This window comes from Limnobacter sp. UBA3528 (genome assembly GCF_002377005.1).
Taxonomy (GTDB): Bacteria; Pseudomonadota; Gammaproteobacteria; order Burkholderiales; family Burkholderiaceae_B; genus Limnobacter.
Genome location: NZ_DFOZ01000054.1, coordinates 84,713 through 98,489, shown reverse-complemented (window position 1 = coordinate 98,489; position 13,777 = coordinate 84,713). Strand labels below are relative to the sequence as shown.

Below are 13,777 nucleotides of genomic sequence, written 5' to 3'. Positions count from 1 at the left end.
GTTCCTTCTTTATGCGGCCTGACTATGTTCGGCATTGTTCAAGGTGTCTTGCAATACGGGGAAAGTGAGTTCCACCGCCGCACCGACAACCCGCCCTTGTGCATCTACCCTGTTTCGAATGGCTATTCGCGCCTTGTGTTCATCTGCAATTTTTCTAACGATTGCCAGACCCAAACCGGTGCCTTTGGTTTTCGTGGTGATGTAAGGCTCGAAGGCCTTGGCCAGCAGGTCGGGATTGAACCCCGGCCCGTTGTCCGCCACCACAAGCTTCACGCCCACCAACTGTTCCTGTTCGCCTTCCGGCGCTTTCAAACCTTCGGTACGCACTTCCACTTTGGGTTGATCGCAATCGACACATGCGTCTAATGCATTTTGCAACAAATTATGAATCACTTGGCGCAACTGAGACGAATCTCCGGCCACCAGCGGTAATTTTTCAGTCAATTTTGGAATGAAGCGGTTTTCCGCCTGTTCCTCGATGCCCACATGCACATCGTACAGTGCCAACACATCGACCACCAAGTCATTCAAATCCAGTGGCTTCAAATCAGCTGGTGGCAAACGCGCATAGTCTCGAAAATCGTTAACCAACCGTTTCAGTGATTCCACCTGGTTGACGATGGTACGCGTGGCTCGCTGCAAAATTCCCGATTCGGGTTCTTGCAGCTTGTCAGCCAGCTTCATTTGCAAGCGTTCTGCAGAAAGCTGAATCGGCGTCAGCGGATTTTTAATTTCATGCGCAAGGCGGCGAGCCACCTCGCCCCAGGCTGCCGTGCGCTGTGCAGAAATCAAAGCAGTAATATCGTCGCATACCAGCACGTAACCCGCCTTTTCACCGGGCAAGCGCGAGCCTCGCACCAGAATCGATTTTGAGCTTTGTGAATCAAAGGCACGCGGAATTTCCAGCTGCTTTTGCCAAATACCGCTTTCTTCGCCCTCATTGCCCTGGTTGTCGGCCACGCTGGCGCGCACGGCCATGGCAAAGCCCTCCAGGCCAGGCATGTCATCCAGAGGGTGGCCTTGGTTTTCTGCCAGTGAACGATCAAAAATTCGCAATGCGCCGTCGTTGTACATTTTCAGGCGCAGCTTGTGGTCCAGCACCAGCACACCGGCCGACAAACTGGTCAGCAAACTTTGCAGGAAATCGTTGTTGGCCGCGAGCTGATTTTGGTTGGCCTGCAATCGGCGCTGCGCTTCCGACAGTTGCCGGGTCATGGTGTTGAATGAATCGACCAACTCCCGCAATTCATCATCCGCATTCACAGGCTGCATGGTTTTGAAGTTGCCACTGGCCAGGGCCTTGGTACCCTCGGCAAGCCACAACAAAGGAGAGGACAATCTTGATGAAAGCCAGAATGCCGCTGCAACCGACACAAACACCGTGAGCAACAAGGCCAAGGTCAGCGTGATGCCATAAATTTTTCGCAAGCCCGAGCGCGACAACTGCAATTCCTGATAATCGCGGTACACGCTTTGCACCGCATTGGCCCGCTGCGAAAGTGTTGTGGGCACGGGGTGCATAATTTGTACATAGCGCTGACCCAAATCAAAACTGGTCAAAGGCGGCGCAATGGGCACCACCACACGCATGTACAAGCGCCCATCGGGGTCATCGGGATCGGGTTCGATTTGCTGGAAAGGGCGTGTCATCAGCGCTTGGCGCAACATCACCTGCGTGGGCAAGCTGGGCAACAGGCTGTCTAGCTGACCACCGGAACTGCCCAAAATCTGCCCGGTTTCTGTCAGCAAAGTGAGTTCTTGTACATTGGCCGCATCGCGAAGCCGGGGCAATTCAAGCAGTTGTTCGCTGGGTGTGGCCCGTGAAAGCTCGATGGAAATGGACTGCCCTTTCAAAGCCAGTTCATTGATCAAACTGTCCAGCGCGGTTTGGCCCAGATTCAAACCCGATTCCAGTGCACCATCTACCCGCACGTCAAACCAGCTGTCGATACTTTTTGCGAGAAATTGCACCGAGACCAGGTACAGCACAAAGCCGGGGATGAGACCCATCAACGCAAACGACAGCGACATGCGCAACATGAGCCGCGAGCCAAAAACACCCGCACGGTACCGGCGCACCATCCGCACAATCAGCAAAGCCAAAATACTGAACAAGCCTGCAGCAATAATGCCGTTCAAGGTGATCAGCAAAGGGTAATTGCTTTCAAAAAAATCGGTGTTCGAGGAGGCCGAAGCCAAAAGAAACAGCAACACCCCACCCAGGCTGCCCAGAATCAGCAGCGTGTAACGCAGCCACCGGGTATTCTCCAGCCAGGGATTCATTTCCAGGCCTCGCGTTTGGGCGTGAACTCGAAAGTGAGCCACTCAGAGGACAAATCCCATTCGCTGTTGACCAAAGCACTGATTTGGAATGGCTTGGGCAATTCAGTCAACAGCAGACGAAAACGCACTTGCGCCGTGTAGGGCTGGCCAATTTCAATTCGATCACGTGGAATGACTGCCCAGTCGCGCACCTTGGTCATGTGCTGCATGGCGTCTTCGAGCGTGGGGGTGTTGTAGGTGTTGTTGGGGGTTACTACGCGGTAAGTGCGGGTCAGGGCGTTGTAAGACAAATTAAGCGGGTACGTGGTACTGACCACTTCTTCGTCTACCCAGTACCAACGCGAGCGCATCAGTTGAAAATCGACCGTGAATTGCAAAGGCAGGCCGCGGTCAACGGCTTCGCGTAATTTGTAGCCCAACTCAATTTCAAATTCTGCGGCCAGGTTCCATGCGGCGGCCGCGGGAGGTTTGCTGGGTTCCAGCTTGACAGCGGTTACACGCGTTGACGAATCAAGCTGGGCCAACCCCAAGGTCAGAACGCACATTAGCACGAGGCCCAACAGGCCATGCAAAGCACGTGTCCATGACGAGGGATGGGCCTGGCTAAATTTCAAGGCACATCCTCAAGAGGTTAGGGATTTTTCAAACTTGGCGTAAAAGAACCCGTCGGGAGATGCATCAAAGCCTTGATCGGGGTTAGCCGGTGCAACTGGTAACACCCAACCAGGCGCATTTTGCGCCAGGGCATCGGAATGATTGTCGAGAAATGCTTTTGCCAACAGGGGCCCCTCTTCAGGAAAGATGGAACAGGTCACCAGCAAAAGTGTACCGCCCGGCTTTAGGGTAGACCACAGGGCATTCAGTATTTTGTGTTGAATCTGCGACAACTTGGCAATATCGTCCGGTCTGCGCAACCACGGAATATCGGGATGGCGGCGAACCACGCCAGAACCCGTGCAAGGCACGTCGGCCAAAATACCATCGAAAGGCACACCGTCCCACCAAGTATCGAGCAGCTCGGCTTGCGCCACTTTCAGGCGCAAATCCCATTGGCCATTCAGGGTGGGGGCAATGCGGCGAATGTTGTCTTCGACACGGCCCAAGCGCTGCGGGCTGGAATCAAGGGCCACCAGTTCAATGTCGGCCAACTCGAGCAAGTGCCCGGTTTTTCCACCCGGTGCGGCACAGGCGTCCAGAATACGCTGACCATTTTGTGGATTCAGCAACTGCGAGGCCAACTGGGCTGCGCTGTCTTGTACCGACACCTGGCCCAAATCAAAACCGGGCAAAGCAGATACAGGCACCGGCTTGGCCAGCAACACCGCCTGCTCACCAATCACACTGGCTTGCATGCCTGCTGCATTCAGTTGCTCGGCATAAGCCGACGCTGAACTACTGCGCGTGTTAACGCGCACCACCAAAGGCGGGTGACTTTGCGCCTGCGCCAACATTGTTTCCCAGTGTTGCGGATGGCTGGCTTTCAGTTTTTCAATCCACCAAGCAGGCAAGTTGTGCTGCGCCAGCGGATCTTCCATGGCCTTGTTTCGCCAAGTGTTTGAGTCGCGCAAAAAATTGCGCAAGCAGGCATTGGCCAAGCCCTTGGCACGTGCAAACTGCTCGCTGCCGGTGCAGGCGTACACCATCTGGTCTACCACGGTGTGCGCGGGATACTTGGGGTTTTTATCGTCCCAAAGCAAACCAAAACCCAGTGCCATCAATTCATTCAGGGGCTCGGGGTTCAGCAACGTTTTGCCGCTGATCAAGCGGGTTAGCACTTGCCCACGGCCCAGGTTGCGCATGCCGAAGTAAGCCAGGTCTTGAATGGCACCCAAGGCTTGCGGGGTTTTGACACCCTTGGTTTCAGCGGCCAGGGCTTGGTCCAGTGAGCGACCCTCTCGCAAAACCCGGGTCATGACTGCCGCAGCCTTGAGCAGGGCAAATGCCAAACTGGCTTCGGTCAGTTTGGGCGGCGTGCTGTGAACCGGCTTCAACGTGGACCGCCAGTGCGGGCCATTTCCATGAGGCGGGCAATTCGTTCTTCAGTGGGGGGGTGAGTCGAAAACAGGCCGGCTATGCCTTGGCCTGACAGCGGATTCATGATCATCATTTGAGCGGTTTCCGGGTGCGCTTCAGTGGTACGGAACGGAATGCCCTTGGCATACCGTTGAATTTTATCCAGCGCGCTGGCCAAAGCCGCCGGGTCGCCACAAATTTCTGCGCCGCCACGGTCTGCCTCGTATTCACGAGCGCGGGAAATTGACATTTGGATTAACGATGCCGCCAAAGGCGCCAGAATGGCCAAGGCAATGCTGGCAATCGGGTTCATCGGCTGGCCGTTTTCATCACGGCCCCCAAAAAACAGGGCAAAGTTGGCCAGGGCCGAGATTGCACCGGCCATAGTGGCCGAGATGGTTGAAATCAGAATGTCGCGGTGCTTCACGTGGGCCAACTCATGCGCCATGACACCCCGCAGTTCGCGCGCAGAAAGCACCTGTAGAATTCCGGTGGTTGCGGCCACCGCAGCATTGTCGGGGTTACGCCCGGTTGCAAAGGCATTGGGGGCGCTGTCGTTGATCAGGTATACGCGCGGCATGGGCATGTCCGCACGCTGCGCGAGCTCAGCCACCATGTTATAAAACTCGGGGGCATTGCTGGCATCTACCTCTTTGGCCTTGTACATGCGCAAAACCATTTTGTCGGAAAACCAGTACGCACCAAAATTCATGACCAGTGCAAAGCCCAAGGCCAGCAACATGCCACCACGGCCACCCAACATGCCGCCCAGCACCACGAACAGGGCGGTGATGGCCGCCATCAGCATGAAGGTTTTCATCCAGTTAAACATGATCTTGTTCATCCCGGCCGATTCGCGGCCTGTTGATTCGACAACTTGAAAATAAGGCTTTTTCGTGCAATTTCAAGATTAACGCGTGCCAACCTAGCCTAGTTGGAGGCCGATTCGCCCAATTGGTTTCCGGCCTGCAAGCCCAATGCCTGTGCCACTTGCTGGGCGGGTTGGCGCTTACTGCCGGCTTTTTGAAGGGTTCGAATGCGCAACACACCCTGTCCGCATTGCACTTCAATTCCTGAGCTATCCACCGACAACACCTCGCCCGGTTGACCCATCAAGCCGGCCAAGACAACAGTTTCAGGGTCAAAGCACTTCAAGGGCTCACTGCCCCACACTGTGTTTGCACCAGGAAAAGGATCGAAGGCACGCAGTGTACGCTGAAGTTCAACTGCACTGCGATGCCAGTTGATCACGCCTTCCGCTTTTGTGATTTTCTCGGCATAGGTCACCCCTACTTCAGGTTGTGGAACCAAGGGCAGTGTTCCTGACGCAAGCGAATCCAGCGCCTCGACCAACAAATCACCGCCCAGGTCGGCCAATTTGTCGTGCAGGGTGGTGGTGGTGTCGGTGTGTTCTATCGGCAATGAACGCCACAGGCGCACAGGGCCTGTGTCGAGCCCGGCTTCCATTTGCATGATGCACACGCCGGTTTCAGCATCGCCCGCCTCGATACAACGCTGAATGGGCGCAGCGCCACGCCAGCGCGGCAGCAAGCTGCCATGTATGTTCAGGCAACCCAAGCGCGGGGCATCCAGCACGGTTTGCGGCAAAATAAGCCCGTAAGCCGCCACGATTAACACGTCCAGTGTTTGACCATGCGCTGCTGTTTTCAAGGCATTCAGCGCGTGCTCGGCCTCCTCGCCTTTTTTCAAGCTGGCGGGTTGTAATACAGGCAAGCCGTGTTCAAGTGCCAGTTGTTTCACTGGGGAAGCCTGCAACTTCATGCCTCGGCCGGCGGGGCGGTCGGGTTGCGTTAGCACCAGGTGCACAGGGTAACCGGCAGCAATCAGCTTCGCCAGCGCAACCCGAGCAAACTCGGGCGTGCCGGCGAAACCCACATTCAGGGTTCGATTCATGGGGGATTGGGCGATCAAGCGGTTTGAAGCTTGTCTTGCTTCTTCATCTTGGTTTTGATGCGGGTTTGCTTCAACTGCGAGAGGTATTCAACAAAGACCTTGCCATTGAGGTGGTCAATTTCATGCTGAATACACACAGCCAGCAATTCATCGCAATCAATTTCAAACCACTCACCCTTCACGTTTTGGGCGCGCACCTTCACCGTGTCAGGGCGCTCAACCTTCTCGTAAATACCGGGCACCGACAAACAACCTTCCTCGTACACCTTGCATTCTTTGCTGGCGTCGATGATCTCGGGATTGATGAATACGGTGAGGCCCGATTTGTCATCGGTGACATCGATCACGATGATTCGTTTGTGCACGTTCACCTGCGTGGCAGCGAGGCCAACGCCTGGCGCGTCGTACATGGTTTCTGCCATGTCCTGAGTGAGCTTGACAAGCGCGTCATCAAACTGGGTGACAGGGGTGGCAACCGTTTTCAAGCGCGGATCCGGATAACGCAAAATTGGGAGTAAAGCCATGCTTTCAAAAAACCTTCACAGTCAACACTAAAAGGATATACCTTCTGTGGCAAAAATAGTTCGCAAATTCCATCACTTGTCGATTGGCCCCTTGCATGAGTGAGCTGCTCAACGCCATGAACCTGGCGTACAACACCACGATCAAGGCACGAGCCCGCTACGAACTGGCGCAAAAAGGCCCTGGCTGCAGTTTACCCGCCCCATGCGAAGCTGTTCGACTTTGGCATGCACTGGCCAGCACTTGGTTGTTGCAAAGCAACAAAAGGTTCTGGGTGAGCATTCTTGGTCCCGGCTATCCGCAAAGCCTGCTTGCATTGAAAGACCCACCCCTGATTCTGTTCGGCGAAGGCCGTCAGGATTTGCTGAAAACCCGGGGTATCGCGATTGTAGGCAGCAGAAATGCCACACGCACCGGATTGAGCAACGCACAAGGTTTTGGCAAGGCTTTTGCACAAGCCCAATGGGTTGTTGTCAGTGGCCTGGCAGAGGGTATCGACGGTGCGGCACACGCCGGGGCACTTCAAGCTTTGGGGGCCACCATTGCCGTGCTGGGTTGCGGACCCGACGAAATTTACCCACCGCATCATGCTGGTCTTAAAACGCAAATTGTGGGGCAGGGCGGGTTGGTGTTGTCGGAGTATCCACCAGGTACCGCGCCGCAAGCTGGTTTTTTTCCACGTCGAAACCGCATTATTGCAGGCCTGGCCGATGCGCTGCTGGTGGTTGAGGCGGCCATGCGATCAGGTTCTCTAATTACTGCCCGGGTTGCCAGTGAACTGGGGCGCCCGGTAGGGGCCATTCCCGGCTCTATCCACAGCAGCCAGAGCAAAGGCTGTCACGACATGATCAAAAAAGGAGCCTTGCTGGTAGAAACAGCCCAAGAATTGATGGAAGAGGCCAAGGCCAGCTTGCCGGCGTACAAACTTGCCAGCGTGTTGCAAGAAGATGACAGCGATTGCCACACTGAAATGACCTGCACCATAGACACTGACGCTGAACCCGACGAAGAGCTGGGCCGGGTATTGCAATACCTGGGGCACGACCCTGTGCACACGGACACACTGGCCCGACAATTGGGTTTGGGCACGGAAGACACCTTGGCTGCGCTGACCGAACTGGAGCTGCTGGGGCTGGTACTCAGTGAAAGCGGTAACCGCTGGGTGCGTTCAAATGGTGTATTTTAAAAAAAGGCTGTTGGAACAACAGAATTGAAGATTCTAGAGAAAGCCTTGATTTGTTGAAGGACTGACACTTACACTTCGGCGCACAAGGCCTTGAAATTACATACACCGACGAGTTGGACTAATTGAGTAGCGAAAACCCCAAAAAACTGATCATCGCGGAAAAACCCTCCGTGGCCGCCGACATTGCGCGCTCCATCGGTGGTTTCACCAAACACGACGATTACTTTGAAAGCGACGAGTACGTGCTGTCGTCGGCCGTTGGCCATTTGGTGGAAATCAAGGCGCCCGACGAGTTTGAAGTGAAGCGCGGCAAATGGAGTTTTGCCAACCTGCCCGTGCTGCCAACCCACTTTGACCTGAACCCGATTGCGAAAACCGAGTCGCGCCTGAAGGTGCTGAACAAACTGATCAAGCGCAAAGATGTGGTTGGCCTGATCAACGCCTGTGACGCGGGCCGCGAGGGTGAACTGATTTTCCGCCTGATTGCGCAATACGCAAAAAGCAGCAAACCGGTTGAACGCCTTTGGCTTCAATCAATGACACCCGCAGCCATCCGCCAGGCCTTTGAAAACCTGCGCAGCGACGCCGACATGATGCCACTGGCCGATGCTGCCCGCTGCCGCTCGGAAGCTGACTGGCTGGTGGGTATCAACGGCACACGCGCCATGACTGCTTTTAATAGCAAGGAAGGCGGCTTTTACCTGACCACGGTGGGTCGGGTTCAAACCCCCACCCTGGCCATTGTTGTAGAGCGTGAAGAAAAAATCCGCAAGTTTGTGCCACGCACTTACTTCGAGATTCGCGCCAGTTTTGGCGCACAGGCCGGTGCTTACGAAGGCAAGTGGTTTGACCGCGACTTTAAAAAAGCAGAAGACCCTGAGCAGCGCGCAGACCGCCTGTGGGACGAAGCCAAAGCCAAAGCCATTGTGGCTGCCTGTGATGGCAAGCCCGGCACGGTGGAAGAAGAAAGCAAACCCACCACCCAAATTGCACCCCAGTTGTTCGACTTGACCAGCCTGCAACGCGAGGCCAACAGCCGTTTCGGTTTTTCAGCCAAAAACACCTTGGGCCTGGCCCAGGCGCTGTATGAAAAACACAAGGTGCTGACTTACCCACGTACTGATTCAAAAGCATTGCCCGAAGATTACATGGGCACCGTCAATCAAACCCTGAAAAGCTTTGTGGGTTTGGATCACGGCCACATTGCTGGCGCTTACGGCCAGTTTTGTGAACAGATTCTGAAAAACAACTGGGTTAAACCCAACAAACGGGTGTTCGACAACAGCAAGATTTCGGATCACTTTGCGATTATTCCAACCCTGCAAGTGCCCAAAAACTTGAGCGAACCCGAAGCCAAGTTGTACGACCTGGTAGTCAAGCGTTTCCTGGCCGTGTTTTTCCCGCCTGCGGAATTCAATGTCACCACGCGCATTACCACCGTCGAGGGTCATCCATTTAAAACCGAGGGCAAGGTGCTGGTGAAGCCGGGCTGGCTGGCCATTTACGGCCGTGCTGCAGCTGCCGCTGGCGATGACAGCCTGGTGGCAGTTGACGCAGGAGAAAAGGTCAGCACCGACGAAATCGATGTACACACGCTGAGTACCAAACCACCTGCACGCTACAGTGAAGCCACGTTGCTCTCCGCCATGGAAGGCGCAGGCAAGCTGGTGGAAGAAGAAGAACTGCGCGATGCCATGGGCACAAAGGGCTTGGGCACGCCAGCCACGCGCGCGGCAACCATTGAAGGTTTGATCAATGAAAAGTATCTGGTGCGTGAAGAACGCGCTTTGGTGCCAACCGCCAAGGCATTCCAGCTGCTGACCCTGCTGCGAGGCCTGGACGTTGAAGAATTGACCATGCCTGAGTTGACTGGCGAGTGGGAGTACAAACTTTCCCTGATGGAGAAGGGCGAACTCTCTCGCGAACAGTTCATGCAGGAAATCGCCAAGATTACGCAAAACATTGTTGATCGCGCGAAAAACTACACGGAAGAAACCATTCCCGGCGACTACGCCACCTTGATTACGCCTTGCCCGAACTGCGGCAGCGTGGTGAAAGAAAACTACCGCCGCTTTGCCTGCACGAAGTGCGAGTTCTCGATTTCGAAAGTACCGGGCGGCCGCCAGTTCGAAGTGGCCGAGGTGGAAAAGCTGTTGCAAGACCGTGAATTGCCGATGCTCGATGGTTTCCGCAGCAAAATGGGGCGTCCATTTGCCGCTGTATTGAAGTTGAATGACGAACACAAGCTGGAGTTTGACTTTGGTCAAGCCAAAGACGATGACAACGGCGAGCCAGTCGACTTCTCGGGTGAAACCCGCTTGGGTCCTTGCCCCAAGTGCGCATCCAATGTGTATGAGCAGGCCACCAGCTATGTGTGCGAAAAATCGGTGGGGCCGAGCAAAAGCTGTGACTTCCGTTCAGGCAAAGTGATTTTGCAGCAACCGATTGACCGCGAACAAATGGAAAAGCTGTTGCTCGACGGTAAAACCGATTTGCTGACTCGTTTTGTGTCCTCGAAAACCCGCCGTGCATTCAAGGCGTTTTTGGTCAAGAAACCCGATGGTGCAATCGGCTTTGAATTCGAAGCGAAAGCCGAGAAAAAGCCTGGTGCAAGCAAAGGCAAAACTGCTGCCAAGCCAGCAGCAAAAGCCAAAGCCAAGGCCACCAAAGAAGCGTCTTGAGCCGCTATGGAATTACGCCTTCGCAGCGCGGGGCGTAATTTTTCCCAACAGTTTCGATTCGATTGGTCTGCCCATGCAGTGGCCAGCCACAATTGCCCCACCCAAAGCAGCCCACAACAAACCGCGAGACCCAAAGCCTGTGCTCATAAACACGCCCGGCATGTGCGGTACGGGCCCAATGGCAGGCAGGCGATCGTGCCACACCGATCGCACTGCGCAGCGGTGATCAAGCAAATCTCCAAGTGGTAACTCAGGAAATGCCGCCTTGAACCGGGCGATATTCAACTCATCGGCCTCGGCGGTGGGGTTCAAGTGCAACACTGGCCGCTCGTAAGTTGCCCCCAGCACCAACCAGTCTTCGGCCGCAGGGGCAATGGCGTAACTTTCACCCGACAACACCACGCCGGGTTTCACTGTGCAACTCAGTTTGCTGATTTGCCCTTTAACGGTGTTTGCGCGGGCCCCATGGATCGGTGCCAATGCAAGTGCATGTTCAGCCGCGCACACCACCACTGCCGAATGTTGTTGCCGCAAGGGGCTTATATCGGCAATAGCGCTGTTGTAATGGGGATGAAGCAATTCACCACAGGCCTGCAGGTTGGCCTGTACCCAACAGGCGGGCTTCACCCAGCCACCTTGTGGGAAAAACAGACCGCTCAAGGGAGTGGGCAAGAACGCATTGGGCTGCGCCCAACGCACCAGGGTTTGCGGAAAATTCAACAACGCCAGTGTCTCGCGCGCGCGGTCTGCCTCTTCAGGCGGCACAGTTTGCAAATGCCCCGGGGTGTCCCAATCCACACCTTTTTCAAGCAAACCCTGCGCGGTCAAACCCTCGAGCGCCCGCAAGGTGTGCTCAAAACCCAAACGTGTCAATTGCGACAAAGGCGAATCGCCACGGGTAATGTGGGGGTGAAACGCGCCCACCCAGTTACCGGAAGCACCCGCCGCGGGGCCGCTGGCTGAATCATAGAGGTGCACCGGCACACCCAGCTTACAAAGCGCCAGTGCCACGCTGCTGCCCGCAATACCCGCACCGATCACTGCAACTGTAGGGGAGAGTGAAGTTTGGATGGGTGCGGCCTGGGACGCTTTATCCGAAGAAGACATGGGTTGTGTGGACAACAAGACAGACGCCGCATTGTAACTCACACCCGGTCTGGTGATTATTTTTTGCGCATGCTAATATGAGCGAGTAATCATATTCAATTGGATGCACCATGTTCACTGTCAATTGGGAAGCTTTTACGCCCTACCCGGCTTTGTTCGGCGGGCTGTTGATTGGTCTGTCTGCGGTCATGCTGATTCTGTTGACTGGCCGTGTGGCAGGTATCAGCGGCATCGTGGGGGGGTTGTTAAAACCACAGCATGGTGAAATATTGTGGCGACTGACTTTTGTGCTGGGCATGGCCGCAGCACCCTGGCTGTACCAGGCCATGGTGGGAAGTTTTGAATTTGAAAGCCCGCGTGGCACTGTCGCCCTGATTGTTGCAGGGTTGTTGGTGGGGTATGGCACACGGCTTGGATCGGGCTGTACCAGCGGACACGGCGTATGCGGGCTTTCACGGCTGTCACTGCGCTCGCTGGTAGCAACTGGCGTTTTCATGGTCACCGGTTTCGTTGTGGCCTCTCTGCTTATGCATGCCATTTAAGGGGCGCACATCATGAAAAACAGCAACACGGGTTTTGCCGTGGTCAGCGGTATTGCAGGCCTGGTTTTTGGCTGGGGCTTGATCATCTCGGGCATGGCCAATCCAGCCAAGGTGATCGGTTTTCTGGACCTTTCCATGCCCTGGGACCCCTCACTCATGTTTGTGATGGGCGGCGCAATTGCCTTGGGCTTGCCAGGATTTTTATTGGCCAAGCGGCTGAAGAACAGCCTGATGGGCATGCCCATGAATTTGCCCACCCACACCCAAATCGACAAAAAACTACTCTTGGGCGCGGTGCTGTTTGGTGCAGGTTGGGGTATTGGCGGTTTTTGCCCTGGCCCGGCAGTAGTGGCCGCGGCAAGCCTGGCCACCGATGGACTTATTTTTATTGCTGCAATGCTGGTGGGCATGTTTGCGTTTTCAGTGCGCACCCAATAACTGCCGAGCCAGTACTTGCCGCAGCTTTGGCACATCCACAGGTTTGCTTAAAAACTCGTTCATACCTGCATCCATGCAGGCCTTTTCATCTTCCTGAAGCGCACCTGCAGTCAAAGCCACAATGGGCAAACGACTGACAGGACCAGGCAGTTGGCGAATAGCAATGGCGGCATCAATACCGTTCATCACAGGCATGTGAATATCCATCAACACCAGGTCAATCGATGAATCTGCACGCACCGCCTCAACGGCCATTTGGCCGTTGTCGACCAACAACACATCTGCTTGCATTTTTGAGAGCAAAGCCTTGATCACGTGTTGATTCAACTTGTTGTCTTCAACCACCAGTATCTTCTTGCCCAGAAGCGACAAGGTCCCCGGGGGTAAAACAGCCGCAGTCGAGTCAACTTGGGCAAATACGGTTTTAACCTGCAAAGTGAAGCCAAACACGCTGCCGGCCTGCGGCACAGAGGCCACAAACAGTTCGCCGCCCATTAACTCGGTCAATCGCTTGCAAATCGCCAAACCCAAGCCACTTCCACCAAAGCGACGGGTCGCCGTGTTGTCGGCCTGCTCAAAGGGACGGGTTAAACGTTCAAACTCACTGACATCGAAGCCGATGCCCTGGTCGTGCACCTCGGTTCGAATCACAGCGCCCTGAGTGTCCAGCCGATCTGCCTGTACTTTCACGCGCACCACGCCGCTGTCCGAAAACTTGATCGCATTGTTCAATAAATTCGACAACACTTGGCCATAACGCGCCGGGTCGCCATTGACCAGCAGGGGGGTCATGGCATCAATTTCAAGTTCAAGATCCAAGCCTTTGTGCTGCGCCTTTGCAGTAAACAGGCGTAAGGTTCTGCGCACTCGTTCATGCAAATCAAATTCAACGCTCTCGATCTTGATTGAGCCTGCCTCAATCTGCGAGAAGCTCAGCACGTCTTCAACCATACCGAGCAGTTGTTCCGAAGCCTCTCTGACCTGTTTCACATATTCTTTGGACTGAGGGTCTCTAACCTGATCGCCCAGTAGCGAGTTGAAACCCAGAATCGCATTCAGCGGCGTTCGAATTTCATGGCTCATATTGGCCA

The 13,777-nt window shown here is 55.1% G+C and carries 12 protein-coding genes; 4 read left to right on the top strand and 8 right to left on the bottom strand.

The window, feature by feature from the left end; genetic code table 11:
- Positions 1–9 precede the first annotated feature (9 nt).
- From B4N58_RS14945 to def, 6 genes are all read right to left on the bottom strand, one after another.
- Positions 10–2,283 (bottom strand): ATP-binding protein, encoded by a 2,274-nt coding sequence (locus B4N58_RS14945; RefSeq protein WP_008246948.1) that lies wholly within the window; start codon positions 2,281–2,283, stop codon positions 10–12.
- Complete coding sequence (locus tag B4N58_RS14940; protein ID WP_040511988.1) at positions 2,280–2,897, bottom strand: DUF4390 domain-containing protein; 618 nt, start codon at positions 2,895–2,897, stop codon at positions 2,280–2,282. The genes B4N58_RS14945 and B4N58_RS14940 overlap by 4 nt, the downstream gene beginning before the upstream one ends.
- A 9-nt stretch (positions 2,898–2,906) precedes the next feature.
- Positions 2,907–4,274 carry a 16S rRNA (cytosine(967)-C(5))-methyltransferase RsmB gene (gene rsmB, locus B4N58_RS14935; protein WP_008246953.1) on the bottom strand — a complete coding sequence of 456 codons (1,368 nt, stop codon included), beginning with the start codon at positions 4,272–4,274 and terminating at the stop codon, positions 2,907–2,909.
- The gene (gene htpX, locus B4N58_RS14930) at positions 4,271–5,128 is read right to left on the bottom strand and encodes a zinc metalloprotease HtpX (protein ID WP_008246956.1); all 858 of its coding nucleotides are present in this window, start codon (positions 5,126–5,128) and stop codon (positions 4,271–4,273) included. Before htpX ends, rsmB begins: the two co-directional genes overlap by 4 nt.
- Positions 5,129–5,226: 98 nt before the next feature.
- Positions 5,227–6,198, bottom strand: coding sequence for a methionyl-tRNA formyltransferase (gene fmt, locus B4N58_RS14925; RefSeq protein WP_040512107.1), 972 nt, complete (start codon positions 6,196–6,198; stop codon positions 5,227–5,229).
- A 26-nt stretch (positions 6,199–6,224) separates the two neighbouring features.
- Positions 6,225–6,734 carry a peptide deformylase gene (def, locus tag B4N58_RS14920; protein ID WP_008246959.1) on the bottom strand — a complete coding sequence of 170 codons (510 nt, stop codon included), beginning with the start codon at positions 6,732–6,734 and terminating at the stop codon, positions 6,225–6,227.
- Positions 6,735–6,829: 95 nt separating this feature from the next.
- Here def and dprA point away from each other — a divergent pair, with 95 nt between their 5' ends.
- Together dprA and B4N58_RS14910 are read left to right on the top strand one after the other, a co-directional pair.
- Positions 6,830–7,918, top strand: a complete 1,089-nt coding sequence (dprA, locus tag B4N58_RS14915) for a DNA-processing protein DprA (RefSeq protein ID WP_291750549.1) — start codon at positions 6,830–6,832, stop codon at positions 7,916–7,918.
- Positions 7,919–8,040: 122 nt separating this feature from the next.
- Complete coding sequence (locus B4N58_RS14910) at positions 8,041–10,599, top strand: DNA topoisomerase III (protein ID WP_008246963.1); 2,559 nt, start codon at positions 8,041–8,043, stop codon at positions 10,597–10,599.
- Between the two features lie 12 nt (positions 10,600–10,611).
- Here B4N58_RS14910 and mnmC read toward each other — a convergent pair whose 3' ends face one another.
- Positions 10,612–11,706 (bottom strand): FAD-dependent 5-carboxymethylaminomethyl-2-thiouridine(34) oxidoreductase MnmC, encoded by a 1,095-nt coding sequence (gene mnmC / locus B4N58_RS14905; RefSeq protein WP_291750548.1) that lies wholly within the window; start codon positions 11,704–11,706, stop codon positions 10,612–10,614.
- A 110-nt stretch (positions 11,707–11,816) separates the two neighbouring features.
- Here mnmC and B4N58_RS14900 point away from each other — a divergent pair, with 110 nt between their 5' ends.
- Positions 11,817–12,248 (top strand): YeeE/YedE family protein, encoded by a 432-nt coding sequence (locus B4N58_RS14900; RefSeq protein ID WP_291750547.1) that lies wholly within the window; start codon positions 11,817–11,819, stop codon positions 12,246–12,248.
- A gap of 12 nt (positions 12,249–12,260) precedes the next feature.
- Positions 12,261–12,686, top strand: coding sequence for a DUF6691 family protein (locus tag B4N58_RS14895; protein WP_008246972.1), 426 nt, complete (start codon positions 12,261–12,263; stop codon positions 12,684–12,686).
- Here B4N58_RS14895 and B4N58_RS14890 read toward each other — a convergent pair.
- Positions 12,669–13,777: ATP-binding protein (locus B4N58_RS14890; RefSeq protein ID WP_291750546.1), on the bottom strand; the 1,109-nt coding region annotated here is incomplete at its 5' end. The genes B4N58_RS14895 and B4N58_RS14890 overlap by 18 nt on opposite strands.